Raw genomic sequence first — 24,937 nt, forward strand, 5'->3', positions numbered from 1 at the left:
TGCTTCCAACATGCAGGTGACGTCTTGCCTTTTGCCGTCCATATGGAGCTGGATTCATACAGCGCCGCGGAGCTCCAGCCGATCGTCGAGCATGTCGAGCGTATTTCGCCCAGTGCCAGGACCCCGCGTCGGCTGAATATCGAGCCGCATATATCGCTTGCCGTTTACGACGGGCTCGACCCCGAGCCGCTTATCAAAGCGCTGGACCAGTTCAGCGACGGCATGCGCTCGCCTGTCGTCAGGCTTTCCAGTCTTGGTCTCTTTCCCGGATCGGCACCTGTCCTCTTCGCAGCGCCCGTCGTCTCCGCCGAGTTGCTTGCCCTGCATCGGGATTTCCATACGGCTATTGACTCGGCCGGGGCAGCGTGTTGGTCCTATTACCTGCCAGGAAACTGGGTGCCGCATGTGACGCTCGGGGAGCAATTGACCCTCGAGGAGGCAGGAGCGGCAATCAGCGGGGCGATGGGCCTCTGGCAGCCGATGAGCGCAAGCCTGCACCGAATCTCACTGGTTGCCTTCCATCCGGTCGAGCTCTTATGGCATCGGCAATTGCCGGCCTGATTTCTCTTAAGCGATTACGCGCGCCAGAAGGGGCGGTGGCTCTGCTCATAGGCGGTTTCTCGGGTCATGCCGAAATCCTTGAGCGTCTCGTCGGGCAGCATATCCAGTTCGCGCGCGAAAAGGCGGCGTTCGCTCCAGCGTTCGCGCCACAGGCGGAGCGTATCTGTCACGTGCATGATCAAATTTCCTTTCTCTGTTGGCAAAACTCACCTATAGTTATTGGAGATCCGAAGCGGTCACTCCACTTGTTTTGCTGATCTATAAGTGGTTTTACGTCGGTATTAGATGATGGAAAAGCGCATTATCTTGACACTATCAGTTAGAAAAACTCACATACGTGGAAGCTATGGCCCGCAATCTACCGCCGCTCTCTTATCTGCGAGCCTTTGAGGCCACCGCACGTCTCGGGTCGGTGACACGCGCGGCCGATGAATTGGGCCGCACGCATGGGGCCGTCTCGAAGCAGCTGCAGCTGCTGCAGGAGCAGCTTGGGCTTCCGGTGTTCGAGAAATCGGGGACCGGGCTTCGGTTGAACGAGGATGGAGCGGCCTTCTTTGCCACCGTGTCGCGCGCCTTCGATCTATTGGAAGAGCGCTACCAGGAGCTGAAGTCGAGCCGCAACGAAGCGAGCGTGCACCTTTCCTGCAGCGCCACCTTCGCCATGGTCTGGCTCGTGCCGCGTCTGGCGGAATTCTACAGCCTTTATCCGAACTGTCGCGTGCAGCTATCTATGTCTTCGAGCGCGCGTGATGGCGGCACGAACCGGGCGAGGGACGGGGCGGACATCATGCTGAGTTGGGATCGCCTGTCGCGGCCGCAGATGAGGCGGGAGCATATCCCACTCGCCTCCGTCTCGTTTGGGCTGGTTTCAGCACCGGACTATCCCTTTCACAAAGAGGGCGACGACTTCAGCTTTCCGACACGCATTTCGCCCGACAATATGAGCGAACAATGGACAAACTGGCAGGCTGCGACCGGGCACAGGGTTTCGGTGCAGTCGGAACTTTATTTCCCGCATATGTATCTTTGCGTCAGCGCTGCCGTGACCGGCCTCGGCGTGGCGTTGGTGGAGCGGCGCTTTGCGCTGAATGAGCTGAAAAGCGGAAAGCTCGTGGAGCGGTCGGAATTCCTGACCTATGAAGGCGGCTTCGTGGCGGTCATCCAGCCGGGCAGGGCGCTGTCACCGGCCGCAAGCCATTTCCTCGATTGGCTGCGGAGCGCCTTTGTGAGGGAATAGGGCCGAGCTGCTTCAGCAAGAAGAGGCGGCGATGAGGTGTGCAGAGCCGAGATGTTTTCCGTTTGTTCTTTTTCGCCGTTCAGTTACATTGCCCGTGCGCGGCGCCGATTTTTCAGGAGTTTGTATGAAGCTGGTTTTGTTTGGGATCTTGTTATTGACTGCCGGGAACGCGTCCGCTTCCTGCGAACTGGTTGCGGCTCCGTGCTCTACTGACAGTTCGGACAATACCTATATCAGAGAGCAGAATCTCGGCGGCGGCTACAATACGTATCGAAACGGAGATCTCTACTCGCAGACGCATCAGCAACTTAATGGCACTTATCGCGAGACCTATTCGAGCGGCGGTTACCGGACCTATTACAGCGATCCCAACCGCAGCGACCCTTATCGGAACGATCCGAAGGGCGTGATCGGCCGCTGAGGCGCAGCCGACCTCCTGGCAGCCGGCTGGGCATTCGCTCGACACTTTGCCGAGATTCACTAGTGATGCTTGAAATACTGCACCTCACGCTCATGCTTCTCGGCTGCTTCCCGGGTCTTGAAGGTGCCAAGGTTCTTGCGTCTATGCGTCTTTGCATCGGGTTTGCGGGAATAGAGACGATATTCGCCTGACTTCAGTTTGCGGATCATCTGAACCTCCTATGCTGAGGAGTAAATCCCCTCAGCCCCATCTGGTTCCGGCTTTGCGGGACGATCTCTCTTAACGTCACCCTACGGAGACAACAGGCCGAAGCGCGTCGATCAACTCTGTCGTGCCGTAGCGGACATCGCCTGCGTTCGGCTCAACGTCGATAAGGCCGCCCCGGCTGTGAACCTCATAAAGCTCGGTCAGAAGATCGGCGGCGCTGGCGCTCACCACCCGGCCCAGGCTTTCGCGCCATTGCGAGCGGGGCAGGGGCTTGGCGGTGATCGTGCGCCCCAGCAGCTGACTCAGTGCCGCGGCCACGTCGCTCGCGCTATAGCGGCGCGGGCCTTCCGCGTGAACGATCTGCTCGCGCGTTTCGATCTCGGGCCGAAGCAGAAGATCTGCGGCAATCCGGCCGACATCCTGCGCCGAGACGTTGGGGATCTGCTTTTCGACCGGGTCGTGAAAGCTCGGCAGGATGCCGGTTGCGATCGCCGCCGGCACGGCGCGGCCCCAGCCTTCCATATGCTCCGCCGACCGCAGGAATATCCGGCGCATATCCAGTTGACGAAGGCGTTGTTCGAACATGTGGAACATGCTCGGTATGGCGAAGCCCTCGCCGAGATGGGCGCCGTAATCAGAAATGGCAAGCACGAGGCCAGGCCGCGCTTCTTCCAATGCATCTGCAATGCTTTCGATCGAGCGGCGCATGTCGGCCTTTATGTCTTCGGCCCGCGGGTCGGCCGGCAGAATGACCTGGACGCTGTCGGCACCCGACATCGCTCCGGCGAGCGCCTTGGCGTCCTGCAGATCGGCAAGCGCGACATCGCAGCCGATGCCGGTCAGGCGGTCAGCCTTTGCCGGATCGCGCAGGATAGCCCGCACCGGCACGCCTGCCTCGCGCAGCGCCTTAGCGGTCGAATAGCCGATCTTTCCAGCGGCCCCCAGGATTGCAATCATCTGTTTCTCCTTGCTGATGATGCGCAAGGACTAAAAGGACGCACCAAAGGCGTCGCACAAATTCAGGCCGGTCTTTGCAGTTTCGGACGGAATTCGCCGACTTCGCGCAGGATCTCGCCTGGCGTTTGGCCGATGAGCCGGCGCATAGTCGCCGCCATATGGCTCTGATGGGCAAAGCCTGCCGCAAGTGCGATCTCGCTTGCGGCCATATCCGTCGTGGTCATCAGGGCACGGGCATATTCGACACGGCGGCGGATAACATATTGGTGCACGGGCACGCCGGTGCTGTTGCGAAACAGGTTCTTCAATCGGGTGACGCTGACGCCGGCGACGACCGCAAGGTCTGCCAGATGCAGCTTCCGGTCCAGATGGGTCTCGATGTATTCCGTCAGCATCCGCAATTGCCGGGCCGAAAGCTTCGGTTCGCCGTCAATCTCAGGCCCGCGCGCGCCGTCGCTAGAGGTCTCGATCAGCCGGATGGCGAGCGCATTGGCGAGAAGGTCGACATAAAGCGGATCGGACGGGATTTTGGCTTCCAGATCCGCCTTGATCGCCCGGCAGATCGCCTCGATGCCGGCATCGCGCAGCTGGAATTTCGGCTGCAGCTCGATCTGGCCGGCATCCCGCCCGAGATCTTCCGCGACCTGCTCCAGCCGCGAAGGATCGAGACTGACGCGCAGGATGCGGCAATCGGCGTCATCCTCCCAGGATCCGTCGAGACCGGCAGGGATAACGTCGATATCACCCGGCTTCTGGACGCGGCGCATGCGCCGTCCGCCGCAGCGGCAATCGGCATTGACGGGCGGGCCGAAGTGGATGCCCAGACGATGCATGTCACCGCCCGGTACATGCGAAAGGCCGCGCGGAATATGCACGAACTCGGCCATGAGCCCGCTCCATGCACGCCCGGCACTGGTCAACAGGATCTGCGGCGACGTCTGCAGGGTTGAAGCGGTCATGATCGGCCCCGGTTTGCGGCTTGAGACCGGATGCTACGTCTCAAAGACCGGCTTGCCAACCGGGTTTGTGTGAAAGCTCAGATGATCGCTTCGATAAGAAACGGTCCGCGCCGCCTGAGCGCGCTTTCGAAGAGATCGGCAAATTGCTCGCAGCTGTGCGCGCCTGCGGCATCGATGCCCATGCCCTTGGCGATCGACACCCAATCGAGGGCGGGGTGATTGAGATCCATCATCCGCCGGGCGTTCTCGCCGATGCCGCTGACGCCCACATTGCGCATCTCGGCATGAAGCACGGCATAGGCGCGGTTGGCGAAAATGACCGTGATCACGTCGAGATTTTCACGCGCCTGCGTCCACAGGCCCTGGACCGTATACATGGCGCTGCCATCCGCCTGCAGATTGATAACCTTGCGGTCAGGACAGGCGATCGCTGCACCCGTCGCAAGCGGTATGCCGCAGCCGATCGAGCCGCCTGTATTCATCAAGTAGTCGTGTGGCGCCGCATCGGTCGAAAGTTCGAAAAGGCGACGGGCGGAAGTGACACCCTCGTCGCAGACGATGGCATTGTCGGGAAGCCTTGCCGCCACCATCACGGCGATCGCATCTTCGGTCAGGTGCCCGAACGGAACGATATCGTCTGACAGCCCCCCGGATCGCGCCGGAGGCGGTGACTGCCGGACACCGAGTTCGTCCCTCAGTGCTTCCAGTGCGCCCTGCAGATCATCGCCATGTCTCGCAAGGGTCAGAACTTTGCAGCCTTTCCGCACCAGCCGCCCCGGCTTGCCCGGATAGGCAAAGAAGGCGACAGGCTCGGGGGCGCCAACCAATACCAGAACGTCGATATCGGCCAGCAGAGCAAGGGCAGCGTCGATCGGGTAGGGGATGCGGGTCAGCGCAACCCGGCCGCGGCCGCGCTCGACCCTCGGCAACTGCATCTCGCAGAAGAGGCGTACATCCCTGGCGGCCGCAATTGCGCCCGCGATCTCCAGGCCCTTGGCGCGGGCAGCCGCACCGCTGACCAGAATTCCAGCCTCGCCGGGCAGATCTCTGATGGCGGCGGCAACCTCGCGCACGGCGTCCATGTTCACGGCATGAGGGAGCGGCCGGGACAGCTTGATCGGTCGAGCCAATTCGACATCGCCCCATGCTGCGTCCGCCGGCAGGATGAGCGTTGCCACACCGGGCGGTGACAACGAGGCACGATAGGCGGCCTCTGTGCCGCCGGCGATATCTTCCGGACCGCGAATGCGGTGCACCCAGTTGGACATCGTCCCCGCCAGGCTGTCGATATCGGAGGTCAGCGGCGCGTCGAGGGGAAGATGATAGGAGGCATGATCGCCGACGATGTTGATGACGGGTACCCTGGCGCGCCGTGCGTTGTGAAGATTGGCAAGGCCGTTGGCGAGGCCCGGCCCAGTGTGCAGCAATGTCGCCGCCGGGTGATCGGTCATGCGCGCATATCCATCAGCCGCTCCCGTCACCACACCCTCGGAAAGACCGAGAACGCAGCGCATTTCGGGCTTGCGGTCGAGCGCCGCCACGAAATGCATTTCCGACGTACCGGGATTGGCAAAACATACGCTCACATCGTTTGCCAGGAGCGTATCACACAGGCTGTCTGCACCGTTCATCACAGTTACCTCCCGTATGTCATAACCTCTCACGAGGACACTATAAGCACAATATGATAGCAGCGGTTGGGAACTCGATCTCTTAGTTTCGAGGCCCTCCCTTAATTGTTGGGAGATAGCGAGCCCCGCGCGGCAAGCAAGGTTCTGCAAGAGCGAGCACGATGACCAACCGCCGCCTTCTTTTGGCCGAGCTCGCCTATCACCAAAAGGTCTACGCAATCAGCTATTCTTCCGTTCAACAAGGGTTTGAGAATGATCAAGAAAACGACGATCACGGCCGCGGCGATGCTGCTTTCGGCTCACTATGCCGGCGCCTCCAGCGATGCCGCGTGGAGCACGCTCTTCGCCAAGGTGAACGGCACCTGCATCGGCCAATCAGGCCTGGATACTCCGGAGGCGACCGCTCCTGTTGTCTTCGACGATGCGACGGGCAAGGTCGCGGTGCTGTTGCGCGGCTCGATGGGCAAGGGCAAGAACAAGGTCAAGAACGTCAACCTGATCTGCCTCTACGACAAGAAAACCGGAAAGGCGTCGATCGAGGAATATCGATGGCTCGGGCGGTGACGCTTCGTGTCCGGCAGCGACGTCTGCCGCAATGGCTGACTGCTCAGATAGGGAACGAAGCACGAAGATGGCCGTTGCTCCACCTGTTCATAGGCAGGAGGCGCGATGTTTACGGGTTTCGAACTCGACATGATTCAATTGCCGGAGGCGACGCTTCGTGTGCGCCACGGCGGTTCCGGTCCGCCGATCCTGCTGCTGCACGGGCATCCGAGAACGCATACGACCTGGCACAGGGTCGCGCCACTGCTTGCCCGGCGCTTTACCGTGGTTTGCCCGGATTTGCGTGGCTTCGGCCAATCCAGCAAGCCTGATGATGCTGACGATGACGAGGCATCGTCGAAGCGGGCAAAGGCGCGCGATTGCGTGGCTCTCATGAAGCATTTGGGTTTCGACCGCTTTCATCTGGCAGGCCATGACCGGGGAAGCTACACGGCTTTCCGTACCGCCATGGACCATCCGTCCAGCGTGTCGAAGCTTGCAGTGCTCGACGGTGTGCCGATCCTGGATGCACTCGAACGCTGTGACGCGAATTTTGCATCCAAATGGTGGCACTGGTTCTTCTTTGCCCAGCGCCACAAGCCGGAGCAGGCAATCCTCGCCGATCCCGATGCCTGGTATGGCGGCTCGGCAGAAGCAATGGGCGCGGAGAATTACAGAGATTTCCAGGCGGCTATCCATGATCCCGAAACGGTCAAAGGAATGCTTGGCGATTATCGCGCCGGTATCCGCGTCGATCCTCAGCATGACCGGGAGGATCGCGTGGCCGGCCGCAAGCTCCAATGCCCGGTGCATGTCCTCTGGTCTCAACGGGACGACATGGAAGAGCTCTACGGTGATGTGGTTTCCGTGTGGCAGCCATGGGCGGCACAGACGGTAACAGGGGCCGGGATCGATAGCGGACACCATATGGCGGAGGAGGCTCCGGAAGCGCTTGCCGAGGAGCTGGAACGTTTCTTCACATCCAAGGCTCTCACGTGATCGTTCGGCAGGATGATCGTTCGCAACCACGGCCGGGGAGTCGTGGTTCGCGCCGCAATCATGCGCCTGCTCGCCGGCATCCTGCGAAGCTGTTTAGGAAAGGTCAAAGTGTCGCGCCGGCCGATCAAATCACGTAATTCGCGGTCGAGCCGCGGCTGCTTGGAAAGCGTCAGGACGAGCGGCAAGGCGCTGGGCTACAAAATCCACAAAGGCGCGAACCTTCGGCGATAATTGGCGATTTGACGGCCAGACGAGGGACAATGAGCCAAACGCGACCATGTACGACGTCAGGACGGGCACAAGCGATCCGCGGCGGATATGCGCTGCCGCTACATAGATCGGCAGGTGAGCGATTCCCAAACCATCCAGTGCGGCCCGCAAGCCGGCGTCCGTATTGTTGAACGTCAGGCTGCGCGGCAAGATCAGTTTTTCGTCGTGAGGAGCAAAGGCCCAAGGCGCCAGGCGGCCGCTGGTTGGGTATTTGAAATGGATGCAGGCATGTTCCGCGAGGTCGGCCGGCACCATTGGTACTTTGCGGCGATCGAAATAGCCGGGGCTGCCGCAAACGACGAAATGCTGCTCGCCGAGCCGGCGGGCGATCAGACTCGTGTCGGCGAGTTCTCCGCTGCGAACGGCGACATCCAGCCCCTCTGCGACCAGATCGGCCACACGATCTTCAAAGTCGATATCCAGTTCTATCTCGGGATATCGTTCAACGAAGGCCGGCAGGATCGGCATCAACAGATGACGGCCGACAATGTGCGGGACACTGACGCGCAGGCGCCCCCTCGGGCGCTTTCGGCTTTCTATAAGACTTGCCTCCGCATCTTCTAGGTCATCGATGATGCGCTTGCAGCGCTCATAGAAAACAGCGCCTTCCTCCGTGAGGCTAATATTGCGCGTCGTTCTGTTGAACAACCGAACGCCAAGCCGGGCTTCAAGGCGAGAGATAGACTTGGCAATGGCCGATGGAGACACACCGGCGACGCGGGCCGCCGCCACATAGCTCTGTCGTTCGGCGGCGTGAACGAAGGCAGAAAGACTGCTGAGACTATCCATCCCTCATCATTAAGGACTTTTTGTCCTGAATGTAAGTCCATTCTGGGTAATTGCCCAAGATTTGAGACGGGATATCGTCGTCCGCGCAGGCGCGTCCAGTTCCTGTTTTTACGGAGACGAAAATGACATTGATACAGGGGGAACGGAGAGGCGCAGGAGCAAAGTCCTCGCTTGCAGTGCTGTTGGCGGGAAACTTTGTCACAATCCTCGATCTCTTCATAGTCAACGTGGCGTTGCCCGATATTCAGCGGGAGTTACAGGCATCGAACGCCCAGTTGCAGATGATCATGGTGGCTTACAGCGTCGCCTATGGCGCTATGTTGCTCAATGGAGCACGACTGGGCGACCTTTATGGCCGGCGGCGCATCTTTCTCTCCGGCATGGCAATCTTCGCGCTGGCTTCCTTGATGTGCGGCATGGCCTTGTCGCCCTGGAGCCTTATCGCCGCACGCGCACTGCAGGGCATCGGGGCGGCTCTGCTGATGCCGCAGGTCTACGCGTCTCTGCGGCTATTGTTCGATGGTGATGAGCGCCGACGGGCTTTTGCCGTGATGGGAGCGGTACAGGGTATCGCCGGCGCCACCTCGCAGCTGCTCGGCGGCAGCCTGATGGCGCTCGATATCGGCAGCCTAGGTTGGCGCCTGATCTTCTTCGTCAACCTGCCCATCGCTGCCTATGCCCTCATCGCCGGGAAATGGTTCATCGTCGAAACCAGAGGAGCGACATCGGCAAGGCTCGATCTCACGGGCGCACTTCTCGGCGCCTCAGCACTCACGGCGGTCCTCCTGCCGGCGATGGTAGGACACGAACAACATTGGCCATGGTGGGCGCTCATCAGCCTGTTGTCGTCGGTGCCCTTGTTTGCGGCCTTCGTCGCCTATGAAAATCGCTTGATACGGCGCGACGGCGTTCCGATCATCGATCCTTCGCTGTTCAGGAACGGCGGTGTGACCCTCGGCATGTCGGCGTCGTTTCTGTTTTTCTCGGCTATCAGTTCATTCTCGCTGTCGCTGACGATTTTCCTGCAGGTCGGCCTCGGCCAAAGCCCTCTGCAGGCGGCCATGCTGTTCCTGCCATCCACGGTCGCCTTCTTCGCCGGCTCCGTAGTGTCGGCCCCGCTTGCGAAGCGGTTGCAGCATCAGGCGCCAACACTGGGCATGGCTATCTTCACCTTAGGCTTGTTATTGGCAGTCGTTGACGGCCTTGACGGAGGAGGGAGATCAGTGTTGGCCGTCTCGGTGATCTTCCAGGGCTTCGGTCAGGGAATTGTCATCCCGCTGCTGCTCAACATGGTTCTGAGCACCGTTACAAATGCCGAAGCCGGTATGGCGTCAGGCGTCTTCAGCACAATACAGACTGCGGGTTCGGCTTTTGGCGTGACGATCGTCGGCATGATCCTCTTCGGCATGACTGACGGGAGCGGCCATGAATCCGGTTCTGCTATTGGAGCCGCCGGTATCTACGGAACAGCTTTCGCGGCCGCGACGCTCTATAATCTCGCCGCCGTCACTCTAGGTCTCTTCCTCTTTCGGGCGTTGCGAAGAGGCCATGAGAGATCGCAGGCATAGGGCGGGCCCGTGAACGCCGCGTCGCTGCCATCAACAGCTGACGGCGGCCTTCACGATACAATCGGTGTGCGACCTCACGTACGTCCTTCTTCCATCTGCCTTCGCGGTCCGAAATAGGGTTGGCGCTCCGTCTCGGTGGCCCTGAGAGAATGGCGCAACCGCAGCAGGTCCTTGCGGGCGACAAGGCCGAGCAGCTCACCGCTTTCGGCATCGACGATCGGGACGCGCCCGGCGTCGGTCGCCAGCATCAGATCGGCGACATAACCCACCGTGTCATCTGGGTGGGCTGTCGGCAGCGAGCTGTCGGAGACGAAATCGCCGAGTGTCAGGTCGGCCTGCGTACCGTCTTGCTGCCAGCGCAGCGCATCGCCGCGCGAGACCAGGCCCTTGATGATGCCTTTGCCATCGACGACCGGATAGACGCGGTGGGTTTTCGGTGTCGCCACGAAGAAATTGGTCACCTCGCCGACGGTCATATCAGCCGGGAACGTGTCGACATGGTTGATCATAATGTCGCGGGCGCGGGCAAATTCGAAAAGGTCTATGCCATATTCGCGGGTGATATGCTGGCCGCGGCGTGCAATCTTTTCCGTCAGGATCGAGCGGCGCAGCAGCAGCACCGTGACCGCATAGGCGGAGACGGTCGCCGCGAGCAGCGACAGGAGTGACGAGACATCGCCCGTCAGCTCCACAGCGAAGAAGGTGCCGGTCAACGGCGCACGCATGGTGCCGCCCATCATGGCGGCCATGCCAAGGAGGGCCCAGAAGCCGGGATCGCCTGGTAGGAAAAGGCCGACCAGCCAGCCGAGCGCGCCGCCGAAGATTAGGAGCGGCGCCAGCACGCCGCCCGATGTGCCCGAGGATAGAGCGACAAGCCAGATCGTCGCCTTCACCAAGAGAATGGTCAGCACGGCGGCCGGCACGATAGAGCTGTTCAGCAAGCCGTCGATAATGTCATAGCCGACGCCGAGTACGCGCGGCTCGATCAGGCCGCCGAGGCCGATCACGACGCCGCCGATGGCCGGGCACCACATCCAGTGGATCGGCAGGGCTTCGAAAAGATCCTCGATCTTGTAGAGCAGTGTCGTCAGGATACCGGATTGCAGGCCGGCGATGATGCCCATGATGGCGCAGAGCAGGATGCCCCACCAGGGGAGGTCCATATGGAATTGCTTGGGAAAGAGCGGGCCTGCCTGAAACAGGAAGGGGCGCCAGGCGATCGAGACGCAGACCGCGACGGCAACGGGGATAAAGCTGCGCGGCTTCCATTCGAACAGCAGCAGTTCGACGGCGAGCATGACGGCAGCGATCGGCGAGCCGAAGATCGCGGTCATGCCGGCAGCGGCACCTGCGACCAGCAGTGTCTTTCGCTCGGCCGAGCTCAGGTGAAAACACTGGGCGAAGAGCGATCCGATCGCGCCGCCCGTCATGATGATCGGGCCTTCCGCACCGAAGGGACCACCCGTGCCGATCGAAATTGCCGAGGAGAGGGGTTTGAGGATCGCCACTTTCGGCGACATGCGGCTGCCGCCGATCAAGATCGCCTCTATCGCTTCCGGAATGCCGTGACCGCGGATCTTCTCGGAGCCGAAGCGGGCCATCAAACCGATCACGAGGCCGCCGACGACGGGGATAAGCACCATCCAGACCGAACGCGGCGCGTCAGTCATCGAGACGGCGGCGATGCTGAAGCGATGGAACCATACGAGGTTGGTTACCAGCGAGATGAGGCTGACGAGGACCCAGGCGGCAAAGGCGCCGCCGGTGCCGACGATCAAAGCCATGCCCACGAGGGCGAGAACACGTTTGTCGGTGGTGAAATCCCCTGCCTCGCGCCGGGAGAGGCCGCCCATGAAATCATGGGGGCGATGCGTGTTTTTCTGGGATGGCATTGCAGATCCTGTTGACGGCTTGGTTCAACCGGCAAATATATCGTAGTGCGATATAAATCAACAGACAAAATCGGGAGCTGGAACCATGTCGAACAAAGACCAGGCCTTGTCCGAAATCGAATATGAGGCGCTCGCCAATCTCAGATACAGGATCCGCAAGTTCCGCCAGTTCAGCGGGAGGGCGGCCGAAAAGCTCGGGCTGACGCGGCAGCAGCATCAGGCGCTGCTCGTCATCAAGGGGCTAGGCGTCGGCGGGCGCATGAGCCTGTCGGGTCTCGCGGACAAGCTCTTTCTTTCGACGGCTCAAGCCGCCGAACTCACCGCTTCGCTGCAGGAGGCAGGCCTTGTTTCCGTAGTTGCGAAGCAGAAGCGCCGGCCAACCGTCATGTTGACAGCACAGGCAGAAGGGCTATTGCGTCGATTGACATCAGCCCATCTCTACGAGATCCGCGAGATGGCACCGGAACTCATGCAGGCGCTGCGCATGCTGCAGGATCACCGGCGGATGGAAGTGGCCGCATGGATGCAGTGATCGCAGGGGACGCATGGTGAAGAAGCCGAAGGATGATCTGACGGATGCCGATTACGAGGCGCTGTCCAACCTGCGCTATACGTTGCGCCGCTTCATGGATTTCAGCGCCTCGGCCGCTCAGGAGGAGGGCCTGCCGGCACAGCAGCATCAGGCGCTGCTTGCCATCCGCGGCCATCGCGGCGAAGACGCGATGACGATCGGTCTGCTTGCCGAGCGCCTGCTGATCGCGCCGCATTCGGCGACAGAACTCGTCGGCCGGCTGGTCACAGCCGGTTACGTATCCCGCCGCACTGACCCGGCTGACAAGCGCCGCCAGACGCTGGAACTGACCGAAAAGGCGATCGATGTGCTGAAGCGGCTGACCGCCATTCATCTCACCGAGATCAGAGAAATGGCGCCGCAGCTTATCGCTATCCTGCAAGGCTTGCAGGCAGGCAGCGAGTTTGAGGCCGATCCCTGGTCGCGCTGACCGCCAGGCTCGCCGGTTATTCGCCTGCTTCGGGTGATGATAAAATTCGTCGCGGCGAGCGGCTCGCCGATATTCCATTCCGTATCGTCAGCGCTCTTTTCCAACAGCTGGCACCTTCTCGAAACGGCCGATCCGGTGCTGCAAAACCTCGTTATTCGCGCTGGAGCCGTTAACGCGGCCGTTTACGCCCGGTGTTTACCGTAACGTACTTACGCAATCCCTGAATTAAGCAAAATATTCGCGTGCAAGTTTCATCTCAAGGAGGAAATTCGATGAAGGACGTCGAAACTCAAGAGCAGGATGATACGTTGGCACCCGTCAGCCGCCGTAATCTTTTGCTTGGTGGCACGTCGCTTGCGATCACGGCTCTCGCCGTCTCGTCCGCGATCGATCAGGCTGCGGCGCAAACACAGCAGAAGGCGCCGGCAGGTAGCAGTGGTTTGGGAAAACCACCGAACATTCTCGTCATCTTCGGCGACGATATCGGCATTCCCCAGATCAGCGCGTATACGATGGGGCTGATGGGTTACCGGACGCCGAATATCGACCGTATCGCCAAGGAGGGGGCGATCTTTACGGATTCCTACGGGCAGCAGAGCTGCACGGCCGGCCGCGCCTCCTTCATCCTTGGGCAAGAGCCGTTCCGTACCGGCCTTCTCACCATCGGCATGCCTGGCGATCCACATGGCATTCAGGATTGGATGCCGACCATTGCCGACGTGATGAAAACCAAGGGCTATGCGACCGGCCAGTTCGGCAAGAACCACCTCGGCGACCAGGATCAGCACCTGCCAACCAAACATGGCTTCGACGAGTTCTTCGGCAATCTCTATCACCTCAATGCCGAGGAGGAGCCGGAGGGCTATTTCTATCCGAAGGATCCTGCCTTCCGCCGTCAGTACGGCCCCCGCGGCGTGATCAAATCGACGGCCGACGGTAAGATAGAAGATACGGGTGCGCTGAACACCAAACGCATGGAAACCGTGGACGAGGAATTCCTGGCAGCCGCCAAGAACTTCATCGATCGCCAGGCGAAGGCGGACAAGCCCTTCTTCTGCTGGTTCAACTCGACCCGTATGCATGTCTTCACCCATCTGAAACCGGATTCGCTTGGCAAGACTGGCAAGGGCATCCATGCCGATGGAATGGTGGAGCATGACGGCCATGTCGGCCAACTTCTCGATCAACTCGATGATCTAGGGATCGCCGAAAACACCATCGTCCTCTACACGACTGACAACGGTGCCGAGATCGCTCTTTGGCCAGATGGCGCGATGACGCCGTTCCACGGTGAAAAGGGCACCACATGGGAAGGCGGCTTCCGCATTCCGATGATGGTGCGCTGGCCGGGCGTCGTCAAAGCCGGCACCGAGATCAACGACATCGTCACGCTGATGGACTGGATGCCGACATTTGCGGCAGCGGCCGGTATGGATGATCTCAAAGAGCAGATGAAGGCAGGCTTCCAGGCCGGCGCGAAGACCTTCAAAGTACATCTCGACGGTTACAATCTGATGCCTCTGTTGAAGGGCGAGGTACAAAGCGGTCCGCGCGAGACGGTCTATTATTTCGACCAGGGCGGAAACCTCAACGCCATCAGGTGGAACGACTGGAAGCTCAGCTTCGCAATCGCCAGCCATGGCAACATCGCCACGGCGACACGCGAGGTTCCAAGCTGGGCCCTGATTTCCAACTTGCGCATGGACCCCTATGAACGGGGCATGGATGAAGGCGGCGGCGCGACCGACTTTCTTGCCCGGAACATATGGCTACTCGTTCCGATACAGGGGAAAATCAAGGAGTTCTTCTCCGACTTCGATCAGTATCCCTACCAGGAGGGCAGCTCGCTAAATGCCAGCGGCATCAACTACGGGCTGCTGCGGCAACAGGCAGCCCTGAAACGGCTGAACGAGCTGGAGCGGCTCGCGCCGCAATAGTCCTCGTAAGTCCGTCGCGGAGGCAGCCGGAGCTTCCGCGACGGCGTAATGTGAAAAACGCAACGACCACGTCGACATTTCCGTCTGGCCGGAATATTTGTCTTTCGGCCGGCCCCGACGTCATAGCCGATCCCCTGCGCGAGAAGCTGCGCGTCAAGCGCTATCACGCCGACGGCCAGCCTGCTCCAGCCGGCGAGATCGCGGAGGAAGTCCATGATGGCAGATCCGATCCCGTCCGATCATTGTTTCCTGGTAAAGACCCCGAGATTGTAGAGCTGGACACGCCTGTTGTTGGCAGCCTCCGACTTCGAGCCGTCGATCGGAAAATACTCGCCCACGCCCACCGCATAGAGGCGTCCCGGATCGACAGCGAATGTCGTCGAGAGGATCTCCTTTATCGCGTCGGCCCGCTGCTGGCTGAGTTCGAGATTGTGCTGGTCCGTGCCCGTCGAGCTCGTATGGCCGACGACGAGAAACTTGTATGCCCAGAGGTTCGGGTGGTGCAGGGCATCGGCGATCATGCCGAGCGTGCGGTAGGATTCCGGCTCGATCGCGACCGAGTCGTTGGCGAAGGCAATCTCGACCACCATCTGCGGCAGGCGCGAGACTTTGCTCCAGTTCGGAAGGCCGGACATCTGTTTTCCGGACCCGTTCATCGCCTCTTGTCTCAGCAGTTCGACGTCGACGATGGGCGCTGCCCCCTGGAGCTTTCCGAGACCGGAGACAATTCGTTCCTGGGAGACCTGTTGAGCGAACGCAAGGGCGGGCAAAAGAAAGGCGGCGAAGCCGGCAAGAGCGGATTTTCTCATCGTCATGACCTTACCTCCACCCTGCATCCGATATCGCCTGATTGCACTGGGCACTGATCGTTTTCTGCTTTTTGGTCAGGCATGCGAGAATGTAGCCGTCGCCGACGACACCATTGCAGCGTCGCGCCATATCGGTGGCACAGAGCTTGCTGTAATCCGCCTGGGCCTGCTCGCGCTTCTGGATCGATGCCGCAACAGTGGCAAGCGAGGATGTGCAGGTTGGCGAAACCTTGGCGGCATTCTGCGCGAGGCAATCGGCAATCCTGTTGTTGCCGAGGTTCAGCCCCTTGCAGAGCTTCTTGATGTCGGCGCCGCAATCCTTGGCAAGCACTGTTACCGCATCGGCATAGCTGATGGTGTCGGCCTTCGCGGCACTCGTCCCGGCGATGACGGTGATCGCCGCCGCGCCAATCAGTCTCCCTATTCCAGACATGCACAAGCCCTCCTGCTGCGGCAGCCGATATGGCGCCTCTCGGGGCTATTAAATACAGATCGGGGGAGTTGGGATAAGTACGTTACTGTAGACTCGCTGTAAACCGGCAGGAGATTACGCGCTCGCGCGCCGGTAGAGCGCCAAGGAGCCGGCAAGCGTCAGCAAGGCGCCGCCGCAGATCCGATCGAGCCAGAGCGCGCCCGATTTCCGTAGCAGCCGGACGGCCTGCGAGCCGAGCGCTGCGTAACCGAACATGACCATGAAATCGATGGCCGCGAAGACCAGGGCGAGCATGGCATATTGCTCGACCTGCGGACCGGCGGGATCAATGAATTGCGGCAGGAAGGCCGAAAAGAACAGGTAGCCCTTGGGATTGGTGACGGCGACGAGAAAGCTCTTGAGGAAGATCGCCGCCACTGAGCCGGATGCGTTTGCGTTTTCAGAGCGCAGCGAGACATCCAGCGTTCCCTTCGAACGCAGCAGCATGACACCCAGGAAGGCGAGATAGCAGACGCCGACCCATTTGACGACGGTGAACCACAATTCCGAGGCGGCGAGCAGGGCGCCAAGACCCAATGCGACCGCGCCGAGCAGCACGAAGTCGGACAGGACAGCACCGATCATGCCTGACATCGCCCTGCGCACCCCGAATTTCGAGCCGTTCGTCAGGGCGAGAAGCACGGTCGGGCCGGGTGTGGCGATGCCGATGAATGCCACGAGCGCGAATGCAAGAACCGTCATTTCAGTCATATCGTCCTCCTCCTCTGTTGGCACCATCTATGACATCGACCGGATCGTTTCGGAAGAGCCCTGGCGGCCTGGCCTGATCGGCATCTCACGCCATGACGCTGCCCGCCCGAGCGCGTGCCCGTCAGACTGCCTGATCCTTTATGACCACCTGGTGACGGCGCTTATTCCGCCGACATCGAAAATCACCGGTTGTCATCGTGCCGTCATTGATGATGAGGATATCGGTCGGCACGATTGGGGATGATGGCGTGGATGCAAATGAAATGACCAGAGAGAGGACCGCAGCTCCGCGGACAGGTACGCCTCATGAGGTGTTCGGCGCCTTCCTCAAGCTGGGCCTCACGTCGTTTGGAGGACCGATCGCACATCTCGGCTATTTCCGCGACGAACTCGTGACGCGGCGGAAATGGATCGACGAGAAAGGCTATGCCGATCTCGTCGCCCTCTGTCAGTTCCTTCCCGGTCCCGCATCGAGCCAGGTCGGTTTCGCCATGGGTCTCATGCGTGGCGGGCCGCTGGGGCGCTTGCGGCGTGGAGCGCATTCACGCTTCCGTCCGCGCTGATCCTGTTCATCTTCGCGACGGCCGCCACCGCACTCGACAATCCCGCCGGGCAGGGCCTGCTGCACGGATTGAAGCTCGTCGCCGTTGCGGTCGTGGCGCAGGCCGTCCGGGGCATGGCGCGATCACTGACGCCCGACAAGCCGCGCGCCGGCATCGCGCTGGCCGCAATATTCATGGTTATCTCAGGGGGATTGTTCGGCCAGCTTGCAGCCATCGTGCTAGGCGCCGTTTCAGGGCTCGTCCTTTGCCGCGGGGTCGCAGTCGAGCACAAGGAAGGTTTATCGTTCGGAATATCGAGATCTGCGGGCCTCGCCTGCCTGCTGGTCTTCCTGCTCCTGCTGTTCGGATTGCCGCTCATCATCTCCATCCTGGATACGCAGGGGCTGCGCCTTTTCGATGCCTTCTATCGCTCAGGCGCGCTGGTATTCGGCGGCGGGCATGTCGTCCTGCCGTTGCTCGAGGCCGAAGTGGTGAGGCCGGGCTGGGTTTCGGAAAACGCGTTTCTCGCCGGTTATGGCGTTGCGCAGGCGGTGCCCGGTCCGCTGTTTACCTTTTCGGCTTATCTCGGGGCCGTGACGGGGCCGTCTCCCAATGGCATCACCGGTGCTGCTATCGCTCTGGTCGCCATTTTTCTGCCCGGCTTTCTGCTGCTGCTCGGGACGCTACCTTTCTGGGACAGGCTCAGCGCCTATCTGCTGGCACAGGCAGCGATGCGAGGCGCAAACGCCGCCGTAGTCGGCGTGCTGGGTGCGGCACTCTACAGCCCGGTATGGACAAGCGCGGTTCTCACATCGGCCGATTTTGCCCTCGCGCTCTCCGGCTTCCTTCTGTTGGTCGTCTGGAAGGCGCCGCCATGGATTGTCGTGCTGCTGATGGCGGCGAGTGCGATTCTGTTGCAGGTCGTCGCCTGAACTGTATCTGCCGGGAAACGCTTCTATAGCAAAGCGGCTTGCACCGCCGCCCATGCCGCCCGGCCCAGCCTAGCATCCGCAATGTCGGTTCCGCCATGGGCATGAAGGCTGGAGCGAGGCGTCGCTTCGCCGGGGAGTAATACGCGATGGCCTGCCTCCTGGTCAACGATCAGTGACACTGGCCTGCCGCTGTCCTCGCGGCGACGGGCTAGCTCGCGCGCGAATTCATCCGACGGCCAGAGCGCATCGTCTGCGCCAGCTATGAGCACAAGGTCCGCGGCGGCTCTCTCGACCGGAATCCGCGCCTGTCGCAGGGTTTCCTCGTCCGTCGTCAGGCATTGTTGGAAGAAGGAGCGATAGGATACCAGCCCATCACGATAGACCCGTTTCCAAGAGGGCGCGGCAGGCACGAAATCCAGCGGCTCTCCCTTCCATGACCATGACGAGCGTTCCGGCCAGGCGATGCCATCCTTGCCGGGACCGATATTGCCCCACACGACCGAGGTGGGGCTGATCGCAATCACGGCGCTGATGCGAGGGTTTACGATGGATGTCAGCAAGGCCGCTTCGGCGCCTTTCGACGTTCCAATGAAGATGATGCGCCGGCATCCTCTAGCAATCAGATCGTCCGCGGCATCACAAAAGGTTTCCAGCGGAGTTTCGCAGATGCCGGGTGACTGACCGGGACCGCCGAACCATTGCAGCGCCAATGCTTTCGCGCCAGCCTCGGCAAAGAGTTTGGCACGATCGGTATCAATCCTGCCACTGGAACCGCTGAGCACGACGACACCGGTCTCTCCGGCACCCGGCCGCGTGACGAAGACGCCGTTTATCCGGCCTTCAAGCCTTTCGATTTCGAAATTCGCCATCGCGCCTGTTACTATGTTGACATCTTGTTGAATTAACGGGTGGTTCTCGACGGAAACAGAGTGTGGAGCCTATCATGGCCGGGACACTGCGGGAACGAGCCGGGGTATCTTTCGAGGATGCCGATGTCGTCAGCAACTATCCCTATCGTCCATCTTATCCCGATGACGTCTACGAGAAGCTGGTGGCAATAGCGCCAAAGCGCGATTGCCTGCTGGATATAGGCTGCGGTCCGGGAAAGATTTCGCGACCTCTCTCGCGGCAGTTCGAAAAGATCATTGCCATCGACCCATCGCGCCACATGATCGAACTCGGCCAGAGCCTGGAGGAGGGACGGGCACGCAATCTCCACTGGATCGTCGGTTTCGCCGAGGATGTCGATATCTCCGATCGCCCCGATCTCATCGTCGCCGCCGCCAGCATCCACTGGATGGATCATAAGCGGCTTTTTGCGAGGCTGAGAACCTATGCCGCTTCCGATCACAAGGTCGCGGTGATTTCCGGCGACGCGCCGTTCCAGCCGGCTTGGGAGGCAGATTGGCAGTCTTTTCTCGGCAAATGGGTTCCTGCAATATCAGGCGAGGCATTCGATCCCATCGGCAAGCAAGAGAACTGGTTGGCATACAAAACCTATCTCGATATCGACGGCTCCGAAGAATTTTCCTCGCCATTTGAACAGAAGGTCGAAGACTTCATTCGCTGCCAGCACTCGCGCGATACATTCGCACCGGCACGGCTGGCAGATAGGATGAGCGAGTTCGATCTGGAACTCCGTGAAATGTTAGCTCCCTACGCATCCAACGAAAGACTGAGTTTCGTCGTCAAGACGAAACTGGTTTGGGGTTCGATCAGGCCATAATCAAAATCCGCCCAAAGCTGCCGTCAGACTTGCCTGTCCGAGCGCCGCTCACAGCCGCAGGCTATCGTCCAGCCAGACCCGGAAACCGCCGCGGAAGGCGTTGTCATTGCTGCCGCGCCGGCATTTCGGCGGCATTTCCTTGAGACGGTCGACATTGCCGCCGCCGATAACGATGTAATCGGGCTGCAGGGCAGCAGCCAGGCGATCGGTAACGTCGAAGACCGATTTTCGCCATCTGCCCTTGCCGCGCCCCTCTAGCCCTCGTTCGCCGACATAGTCTTCGAAGGTCGCCTTCTTGTAGGGCATGTGCGCCAGTTCGAGCGGCAGGCAGACGTTCTCGGCGATCATGGCCGAGCCCAGTCCGGTGCCGAGGCCGAGAAAGAGCATGCGGCCGGCTTCGTAGCTGCCGATCGCCTGCATCAGCGCGTCGTTGACCATACGCACCGGCTTGCCGAGAGCTGCCTCGAAGTCGAACCCCTTCCATTCCGGTCCGAGGTTGAACGGATCGGCTGCGGGGCGGTGGGCGGCGACGGGACCGGGATAGCCCATGGCGACGAGATCGTAATGCCAGTCAGCGGTGAGATCGCGGAGTGCGTCCACCATCTTCTTCGCAGTCATCTTAGGCCCTGAAGCGACCGAGCGCCGCTCGCTGCCGCTGCTGAGTTCCGCTTTCACATGCGAGCCGCCTATGTCGACAGCCAAGACGATGCGGCTTCCGGATGCCGCCTCCGGCTTGTGGTTCTCACCGGTCTGTTTTGCCTCGGATGTTTCCATCATGTCGGCCATGCTGGCGCTCCTCCCTGCGCGATACCCGCTTCATTCCCTGCTTACTTTTATCCGGCGCAAGATCGTCGCCCGCTGTCAAGGCCGGTATATTGCGGATCGCCTGATTTCGTCTCAGGATGGCATGCTCGCAGGAGCATCGCGAAACGGAGGAACTGCACTTGGCCATTGCGACATTGCAACCCCGTTCCGCCGTACCGACAGGCGCGCCAGGCATCCAGCCTCGCTGGACCTCCAGCGACAAGAGCGCGGTCGGGACCGCCGTGAGCGCTGCGAGCTGCGTCTGGTTCACGGCAAGCCATGGCATCCTCAACGAGATCTACGCGCCGCGGCTGGATATGGCCTGCATGCGCGATTTCGGTTTCATCGTCACGGCAGAGGGCTATTTCTCCGAGGAGAAACGCGACGCCGATCACCGCGTCGAGGCGATCGAGGATGGGGTCCCGGCCTTCCGCCTAATCAATACCGCCCGTGACGGCCGCTATCGCATCACCAAGATCATCTTTTCAGACCCCGAGCGCGAGGTCGTGCTGCAGGATATCCGCTTCGAGGCATTGACCGGCAATCTTTCCGACTACCGGCTGCATGCCCTGGCCGCCCCGCATCTCGTCAATGGCGGCGCCGACAACACCGGCTGGTATGCCGATTTCAAACGCAAGCCGATGCTCTTTGCTGAAGGGTCCGGGCGGTCGCTCGCAATCGCCGCCTCTGTACCCTGGCTTACCCGTTCCGTGGGCTATGTCGGCTTTTCCGACGGCTGGCAGACATTGTCGCGCGGCGAGGGGCTCAGACAGGACTATTGCTGCGCCACGTCGGGCAATATCGCACTGTCGGGAACGCTCGATATTCAGGCGGGCCAGGGCCAAGGGAATGCGGGAAGGGCGCTGATCGCCATCGGCTTCGGCACGCAGCCGGAGGAAGCCGCCGTGCGGGCGCTGCTCAGCCTGGAACAGGGCGTCGAGCCGGCGCTGAAACACTATCGCAACGGCTGGCGGGAGTGGCAGGCCGGTCTGCTTTCGCTCGACGAGCCGCATGATCCGAACCAGCTGAACCGCTACCGCGTCAGTACCAGCGTGCTCGCAACCCACCGCGACGATGCCTCGGGCGCCATTATCGCCAGTCTTTCCATCCCGTGGGGTTTTAATAAGAGCGATGACGACCTTGGCGGTTATCACCTCGTGTGGACCCGCGATCTGGTGGAGACGGCGGGCGGTCTGCTTGCCGCCGGGGCGGCGGCGGACGCACGTTCGGTGCTCGACTATCTCACTGTCATCCAGGAAGCGGACGGCCATTGGGTACAGAACGCCTGGCTCGACGGGCGGCCCTACTGGAACGGCATCCAGATGGACGAGACGGCCTTTCCGATCCTTCTCTACGACATGCTGCTGCGATCAGGCGAAATCGGCGCGTCGGAGGCCCACCGGTACCTGCCGATGATCGAGGCGGCGGCAGGCTATATCGTTCGAAACGGTCCCGCCACACAGGAGGACCGCTGGGAGGAGGATGCCGGCTATTCGCCCTTCACGCTCGCCGTCGAGATCGCCGGCCTGCTTGCGGCCGCCGATGCCGTGGAGGCTGCCGGGCGGGTGGATGCGGCGCGCTATCTGCGCGAGGTAGCAGACGGATGGAACGAGCGGATCGAGGAATGGACATACGCCACCGATACGGAACTGTCGCGCAGGCTTGGCATCGAGGGATACTATGTGCGCATCGCCTCGGGTACCGACGGCGGCTTATCATTGAGGCGTGACTTCATTCCGATCCGTAATCGCGACGATCTCGGCGAGGTGCTTGAGGCTGATCTGTTGATCAGCCCGGATGCGCTGGCCCTGGTGCGCTTTGGCCTCAGGGCGGCAGACGATCCGCGTATTCTCGGCACGGTCGCGGCGATCGATGCGGAGCTGCGGCGCGACCTTCCAGCCGGGCCCTACTGGTATCGCTACAATGACGACGGTTATGGCGAGCGCATCGGCGGCGCACCCTTCGCCGGGAGCGGTGTCGGCAGGCTCTGGCCGCTGCTGACAGGCGAGCGCGCCCATTACGAGCTTGCCGCGGGGCGGGTGGACGAGGCGCGGCGGATGCTGGCTGCGCTCGAAGCATCGGCCAGCGAGGGCGGGTTGTTGCCGGAACAGATTTGGGACAGCGAGGATGTGCCGGAACGCGAGCTTTTCCTTGGCCGCCCCTCCGGCAGCGCCATGCCGCTGGTCTGGGCGCATGCCGAACATATCAAACTGCTGCGGTCGCTCCGCGACGGCGTGGTCTTCGACATGCCGCCACAGACATTTGCCCGCTACGTCGCGGCAACGGAACCGGTATCGCCGCCTTTTTCCTGGCGCCCGACGGACCGGCGCGAGCGGATGCCGGCGGGGAGGGTTCTTCGCATCGAACTGCCTGCGCCGGCAAGGGTGCGTTGGTCGATCGACCAATGGGCAAATGCCTCGGACACGCCATGCCACGACAGCGGTTTCGGCACCTACGTTTTCGACCTGCATACCGAGGCGCTTCCAGCCGGCTCGATCGATTTCACGATCTTCTGGACGGATGCGCAGCGCTGGGAAGGGGTGGATTTCAGAGTAGAGGTGGCGTGAGAGCGGGCGATCACTGCCGATCTCCCCGCCTTGAGTAACGCACCCGGTGAGCGCGTGACGACAGCACAAGCGGCCGGGAATGTCCCTGATATTACGATTTGTAGATCAGCCAGCTCTTGGTGAATTCCTTCTGCATGCCGTCTTCATAGACGACGGTGCAGTTGCGGCCGGCATTCTTGGCGCTGTAGAGAGCGATATCGCTCTTGGAATAGAGCTCGCCGGCATCCTCGGCGTGCGAGGCCATGCAGATGCCGATGGAGACCGTGACCGGACCGTAATTGACGCGCGTGCGGGAATTCTTAAAGGGTGTGGCTTCGAGCGTGCGGCGGATGCGCTCTGCAATCGCAGTCACTTCCTCCAGCGTGTTGCCGTCGATGATGAGAGCGAACTCTTCGCCGCCGGTCCGGGCGACAAAAACGTCGCGGCGGACATTGGCGCGGATGACGGAAGCGACCGTCGCCAAAACCTTGTCACCGACCGGGTGGCCATAGGTGTCATTGATCTTCTTGAAATTGTCGATGTCCGCAAGCAGCAGGGCCGTGACCGGGCGCAGCGCCGGATTGTTGAAGACGGCGGCCAGGCGGTCGTCGAAGGCGCGGCGGTTGGAAAGGCGCGTCAGCGAATCCGTGTTGGCGATGCGCTTATATTCATCGAGTTCTTTGCGAACCTGGTCCATCTCTTGTGAGCGCTGGACCATGTCTTCTACGGTTTTTTCGCCATGGCTGATCGTATCGCCGGTTGCCTGGGTGAGGAGATCGATGGCATTTTCGATGAGGTCGGCGCTCGTCGAACTCTTGGAACTGATACGCTTGCAGGTCTCGTTGAGCAGCCTGTTATAGCTTTCGAGCGAAGTCTGTTCCTGGCGAAGCACACGCAGCAGGCCTTCCAGCTCGCCGGCAATACGGCTATGCGCGTCATCGAAGATCTTTGCCGGTGCCGTATGGGCGCAATGCTGAGCACCGAGCGCATCGAGCTCGGCTTGCGTCGCCTGGCTGCCGAGGGCAGCAAGGTCGCGGGTGAGGGCCGGGTTGGAGCCGATATAAGCCTCGTAGAAGAGTTCATAATTGCGGGGAATTGGTGCAACGCCCATGGCACGCATGGCATAGGTGATCTGACCCGCCACATCGGGAACCTGCACCTTGGGCGCAACGGCCGTATTCATTCCGGCAACTCCTCATCCAATTCTTAAGCAATCTTCTATTTGTTAGCTTAGATTTCTTGGGAAAAGATTAAAGCGACATATACCAAAGATTACATACGATAAGTTTGATGGGCATCAATACTACGATCACTCCTATGATTTTTCTCAGAATTTTGTAAGTTCGACTGCGAAAGAGACACCTCTTATGCGCGAGACGTCCCAAAAAGTTCAGTCTTTTTCTCTTTTCGAGGATTGTTTTTG

At 60.9% G+C, this 24,937-nt stretch carries 24 protein-coding genes and 1 pseudogene; 12 read left to right on the forward strand and 13 right to left on the reverse strand.

The features are described 5' to 3' along the window. Positions 1 to 24 precede the first annotated feature (24 nt). Positions 25 to 561, forward strand: coding sequence for a 2'-5' RNA ligase family protein (locus FHX15_RS10570; RefSeq protein ID WP_184396520.1), 537 nt, complete (start codon positions 25 to 27; stop codon positions 559 to 561). Between the two features lie 14 nt (positions 562 to 575). Here FHX15_RS10570 and FHX15_RS10575 read toward each other — a convergent pair whose 3' ends face one another. Continuing rightward, positions 576 to 737: a DUF1127 domain-containing protein gene (locus FHX15_RS10575; RefSeq protein WP_184396524.1), complete on the reverse strand. Its 162-nt coding sequence runs from the start codon at positions 735 to 737 to the stop codon at positions 576 to 578. A gap of 170 nt (positions 738 to 907) precedes the next feature. Between FHX15_RS10575 and FHX15_RS10580 the strand changes: the two genes are divergently transcribed. Next, a complete protein-coding gene (locus FHX15_RS10580; protein WP_184396528.1) occupies positions 908 to 1,798 on the forward strand; it encodes a LysR substrate-binding domain-containing protein in 891 nt (296 codons plus the stop codon). Positions 1,799 to 1,922: 124 nt separating this feature from the next. Beyond that, positions 1,923 to 2,219, forward strand: coding sequence for a hypothetical protein (locus FHX15_RS10585; protein WP_184396533.1), 297 nt, complete (start codon positions 1,923 to 1,925; stop codon positions 2,217 to 2,219). 59 nt (positions 2,220 to 2,278) lie between these two features. Here FHX15_RS10585 and FHX15_RS10590 read toward each other — a convergent pair whose 3' ends face one another. The 4 genes from FHX15_RS10590 to FHX15_RS10605 all read right to left on the reverse strand — a co-directional run bounded on the left by FHX15_RS10590 (position 2,279) and on the right by FHX15_RS10605 (position 5,973). Then, a complete protein-coding gene (locus FHX15_RS10590) occupies positions 2,279 to 2,428 on the reverse strand; it encodes a hypothetical protein (protein ID WP_184396536.1) in 150 nt (49 codons plus the stop codon). A 76-nt stretch (positions 2,429 to 2,504) separates the two neighbouring features. Beyond that, on the reverse strand, positions 2,505 to 3,383 hold the full coding sequence (locus FHX15_RS10595) for an NAD(P)H-binding protein (RefSeq protein WP_184396538.1): 879 nt from the start codon (positions 3,381 to 3,383) through the stop codon (positions 2,505 to 2,507). 62 nt (positions 3,384 to 3,445) lie between these two features. Further along, positions 3,446 to 4,342, reverse strand: a complete 897-nt coding sequence (locus tag FHX15_RS10600) for a helix-turn-helix transcriptional regulator (RefSeq protein WP_184396540.1) — start codon at positions 4,340 to 4,342, stop codon at positions 3,446 to 3,448. A gap of 77 nt (positions 4,343 to 4,419) precedes the next feature. Further along, entirely contained in the window at positions 4,420 to 5,973 is a 1,554-nt protein-coding gene (locus FHX15_RS10605) for an acetolactate synthase large subunit (RefSeq protein WP_184396542.1), read from the reverse strand. Between the two features lie 252 nt (positions 5,974 to 6,225). On the opposite strand from FHX15_RS10605, the gene FHX15_RS10610 reads away from it, so the two are divergent. Both FHX15_RS10610 and FHX15_RS10615 read left to right on the forward strand, forming a co-directional pair. Continuing rightward, positions 6,226 to 6,537, forward strand: a complete 312-nt coding sequence (locus tag FHX15_RS10610; RefSeq protein ID WP_184396544.1) for a hypothetical protein — start codon at positions 6,226 to 6,228, stop codon at positions 6,535 to 6,537. Positions 6,538 to 6,642: 105 nt separating this feature from the next. Continuing rightward, positions 6,643 to 7,515: an alpha/beta hydrolase gene (locus tag FHX15_RS10615; protein WP_184396547.1), complete on the forward strand. Its 873-nt coding sequence runs from the start codon at positions 6,643 to 6,645 to the stop codon at positions 7,513 to 7,515. Positions 7,516 to 7,644: 129 nt separating this feature from the next. On the opposite strand, the gene FHX15_RS10620 is transcribed toward FHX15_RS10615, so the two are convergent. Then, entirely contained in the window at positions 7,645 to 8,574 is a 930-nt protein-coding gene (locus FHX15_RS10620; protein WP_184396550.1) for a LysR family transcriptional regulator, read from the reverse strand. A 122-nt stretch (positions 8,575 to 8,696) separates the two neighbouring features. On the opposite strand from FHX15_RS10620, the gene FHX15_RS10625 reads away from it, so the two are divergent. Then, a complete protein-coding gene (locus tag FHX15_RS10625) occupies positions 8,697 to 10,142 on the forward strand; it encodes an MFS transporter (protein WP_184396553.1) in 1,446 nt (481 codons plus the stop codon). Between the two features lie 74 nt (positions 10,143 to 10,216). On the opposite strand, the gene FHX15_RS10630 is transcribed toward FHX15_RS10625, so the two are convergent. Beyond that, positions 10,217 to 12,034, reverse strand: coding sequence for a chloride channel protein (locus FHX15_RS10630; RefSeq protein ID WP_184396556.1), 1,818 nt, complete (start codon positions 12,032 to 12,034; stop codon positions 10,217 to 10,219). 85 nt (positions 12,035 to 12,119) lie between these two features. On the opposite strand from FHX15_RS10630, the gene FHX15_RS10635 reads away from it, so the two are divergent. The 3 genes from FHX15_RS10635 to FHX15_RS10645 all read left to right on the forward strand — a co-directional run bounded on the left by FHX15_RS10635 (position 12,120) and on the right by FHX15_RS10645 (position 14,972). Further along, positions 12,120 to 12,566: a MarR family transcriptional regulator gene (locus FHX15_RS10635; RefSeq protein WP_184396559.1), complete on the forward strand. Its 447-nt coding sequence runs from the start codon at positions 12,120 to 12,122 to the stop codon at positions 12,564 to 12,566. Positions 12,567 to 12,579: 13 nt separating this feature from the next. Continuing rightward, complete coding sequence (locus FHX15_RS10640) at positions 12,580 to 13,035, forward strand: MarR family winged helix-turn-helix transcriptional regulator (RefSeq protein ID WP_184396562.1); 456 nt, start codon at positions 12,580 to 12,582, stop codon at positions 13,033 to 13,035. A gap of 272 nt (positions 13,036 to 13,307) precedes the next feature. After that, positions 13,308 to 14,972 carry an arylsulfatase gene (locus FHX15_RS10645; protein ID WP_184396565.1) on the forward strand — a complete coding sequence of 555 codons (1,665 nt, stop codon included), beginning with the start codon at positions 13,308 to 13,310 and terminating at the stop codon, positions 14,970 to 14,972. Between the two features lie 239 nt (positions 14,973 to 15,211). On the opposite strand, the gene FHX15_RS10650 is transcribed toward FHX15_RS10645, so the two are convergent. The 3 genes from FHX15_RS10650 to FHX15_RS10660 all read right to left on the reverse strand — a co-directional run bounded on the left by FHX15_RS10650 (position 15,212) and on the right by FHX15_RS10660 (position 16,964). Continuing rightward, on the reverse strand, positions 15,212 to 15,787 hold the full coding sequence (locus FHX15_RS10650) for an OmpA family protein (RefSeq protein ID WP_184396568.1): 576 nt from the start codon (positions 15,785 to 15,787) through the stop codon (positions 15,212 to 15,214). Positions 15,788 to 15,791: 4 nt separating this feature from the next. Continuing rightward, on the reverse strand, positions 15,792 to 16,214 hold the full coding sequence (locus tag FHX15_RS10655) for a hypothetical protein (protein ID WP_184396571.1): 423 nt from the start codon (positions 16,212 to 16,214) through the stop codon (positions 15,792 to 15,794). A gap of 114 nt (positions 16,215 to 16,328) precedes the next feature. After that, positions 16,329 to 16,964, reverse strand: coding sequence for a LysE family translocator (locus FHX15_RS10660; RefSeq protein WP_184396574.1), 636 nt, complete (start codon positions 16,962 to 16,964; stop codon positions 16,329 to 16,331). A 263-nt stretch (positions 16,965 to 17,227) separates the two neighbouring features. Here FHX15_RS10660 and chrA point away from each other — a divergent pair. Beyond that, a pseudogene (gene chrA, locus FHX15_RS10665) lies at positions 17,228 to 18,438 on the forward strand (chromate efflux transporter). Between the two features lie 23 nt (positions 18,439 to 18,461). Here chrA and FHX15_RS10670 read toward each other — a convergent pair. Next, complete coding sequence (locus FHX15_RS10670) at positions 18,462 to 19,307, reverse strand: acyl-CoA thioester hydrolase/BAAT C-terminal domain-containing protein (protein ID WP_184396576.1); 846 nt, start codon at positions 19,305 to 19,307, stop codon at positions 18,462 to 18,464. 74 nt (positions 19,308 to 19,381) lie between these two features. Between FHX15_RS10670 and FHX15_RS10675 the strand changes: the two genes are divergently transcribed. Next, the gene (locus FHX15_RS10675) at positions 19,382 to 20,164 is read left to right on the forward strand and encodes a class I SAM-dependent methyltransferase (protein ID WP_246778922.1); all 783 of its coding nucleotides are present in this window, start codon (positions 19,382 to 19,384) and stop codon (positions 20,162 to 20,164) included. A gap of 48 nt (positions 20,165 to 20,212) precedes the next feature. Here FHX15_RS10675 and FHX15_RS10680 read toward each other — a convergent pair whose 3' ends face one another. Beyond that, positions 20,213 to 20,950 carry an ROK family protein gene (locus FHX15_RS10680; protein WP_246778923.1) on the reverse strand — a complete coding sequence of 246 codons (738 nt, stop codon included), beginning with the start codon at positions 20,948 to 20,950 and terminating at the stop codon, positions 20,213 to 20,215. Between the two features lie 158 nt (positions 20,951 to 21,108). Here FHX15_RS10680 and FHX15_RS10685 point away from each other — a divergent pair, with 158 nt between their 5' ends. Next, positions 21,109 to 23,535, forward strand: a complete 2,427-nt coding sequence (locus FHX15_RS10685; RefSeq protein ID WP_246778924.1) for a glucan 1,4-alpha-glucosidase — start codon at positions 21,109 to 21,111, stop codon at positions 23,533 to 23,535. Between the two features lie 91 nt (positions 23,536 to 23,626). Here the strand turns inward: FHX15_RS10685 and FHX15_RS10690 are convergent, their stop codons facing one another. Next, positions 23,627 to 24,697, reverse strand: coding sequence for a GGDEF domain-containing protein (locus tag FHX15_RS10690; protein WP_184396582.1), 1,071 nt, complete (start codon positions 24,695 to 24,697; stop codon positions 23,627 to 23,629). Between the last annotated feature and the right edge of the window lie 240 nt (positions 24,698 to 24,937).

Source organism: Rhizobium sp. BK650 (assembly GCF_014195325.1).
In the GTDB taxonomy this organism is placed as follows: Bacteria; Pseudomonadota; Alphaproteobacteria; order Rhizobiales; family Rhizobiaceae; genus Rhizobium.

Excerpts from the sequence above, each read along its gene's own strand:
- FHX15_RS10575 (WP_184396524.1), bottom strand. The coding sequence starts at position 737 with ATGCACGTGACAGATACGCTCCGCCTGTGGCGCGAACGCTGGAGCGAA.
- FHX15_RS10580 (WP_184396528.1), top strand. The coding sequence starts at position 908 with ATGGCCCGCAATCTACCGCCGCTCTCTTATCTGCGAGCCTTTGAGGCC.
- FHX15_RS10585 (WP_184396533.1), top strand. The coding sequence starts at position 1,923 with ATGAAGCTGGTTTTGTTTGGGATCTTGTTATTGACTGCCGGGAACGCG.
- FHX15_RS10590 (WP_184396536.1), bottom strand. The coding sequence starts at position 2,428 with ATGATCCGCAAACTGAAGTCAGGCGAATATCGTCTCTATTCCCGCAAA.
- FHX15_RS10595 (WP_184396538.1), bottom strand. The coding sequence starts at position 3,383 with ATGATTGCAATCCTGGGGGCCGCTGGAAAGATCGGCTATTCGACCGCT.
- FHX15_RS10600 (WP_184396540.1), bottom strand. The coding sequence starts at position 4,342 with ATGACCGCTTCAACCCTGCAGACGTCGCCGCAGATCCTGTTGACCAGT.
- FHX15_RS10605 (WP_184396542.1), bottom strand. The coding sequence starts at position 5,973 with ATGAACGGTGCAGACAGCCTGTGTGATACGCTCCTGGCAAACGATGTG.
- FHX15_RS10610 (WP_184396544.1), top strand. The coding sequence starts at position 6,226 with ATGATCAAGAAAACGACGATCACGGCCGCGGCGATGCTGCTTTCGGCT.
- FHX15_RS10615 (WP_184396547.1), top strand. The coding sequence starts at position 6,643 with ATGTTTACGGGTTTCGAACTCGACATGATTCAATTGCCGGAGGCGACG.
- FHX15_RS10620 (WP_184396550.1), bottom strand. The coding sequence starts at position 8,574 with ATGGATAGTCTCAGCAGTCTTTCTGCCTTCGTTCACGCCGCCGAACGA.
- FHX15_RS10625 (WP_184396553.1), top strand. The coding sequence starts at position 8,697 with ATGACATTGATACAGGGGGAACGGAGAGGCGCAGGAGCAAAGTCCTCG.
- FHX15_RS10630 (WP_184396556.1), bottom strand. The coding sequence starts at position 12,034 with ATGCCATCCCAGAAAAACACGCATCGCCCCCATGATTTCATGGGCGGC.
- FHX15_RS10635 (WP_184396559.1), top strand. The coding sequence starts at position 12,120 with ATGTCGAACAAAGACCAGGCCTTGTCCGAAATCGAATATGAGGCGCTC.
- FHX15_RS10640 (WP_184396562.1), top strand. The coding sequence starts at position 12,580 with ATGGTGAAGAAGCCGAAGGATGATCTGACGGATGCCGATTACGAGGCG.
- FHX15_RS10645 (WP_184396565.1), top strand. The coding sequence starts at position 13,308 with ATGAAGGACGTCGAAACTCAAGAGCAGGATGATACGTTGGCACCCGTC.
- FHX15_RS10650 (WP_184396568.1), bottom strand. The coding sequence starts at position 15,787 with ATGACGATGAGAAAATCCGCTCTTGCCGGCTTCGCCGCCTTTCTTTTG.
- FHX15_RS10655 (WP_184396571.1), bottom strand. The coding sequence starts at position 16,214 with ATGTCTGGAATAGGGAGACTGATTGGCGCGGCGGCGATCACCGTCATC.
- FHX15_RS10660 (WP_184396574.1), bottom strand. The coding sequence starts at position 16,964 with ATGACTGAAATGACGGTTCTTGCATTCGCGCTCGTGGCATTCATCGGC.
- FHX15_RS10670 (WP_184396576.1), bottom strand. The coding sequence starts at position 19,307 with ATGGCGAATTTCGAAATCGAAAGGCTTGAAGGCCGGATAAACGGCGTC.
- FHX15_RS10675 (WP_246778922.1), top strand. The coding sequence starts at position 19,382 with ATGGCCGGGACACTGCGGGAACGAGCCGGGGTATCTTTCGAGGATGCC.
- FHX15_RS10680 (WP_246778923.1), bottom strand. The coding sequence starts at position 20,950 with ATGGCCGACATGATGGAAACATCCGAGGCAAAACAGACCGGTGAGAAC.
- FHX15_RS10690 (WP_184396582.1), bottom strand. The coding sequence starts at position 24,697 with ATGAATACGGCCGTTGCGCCCAAGGTGCAGGTTCCCGATGTGGCGGGT.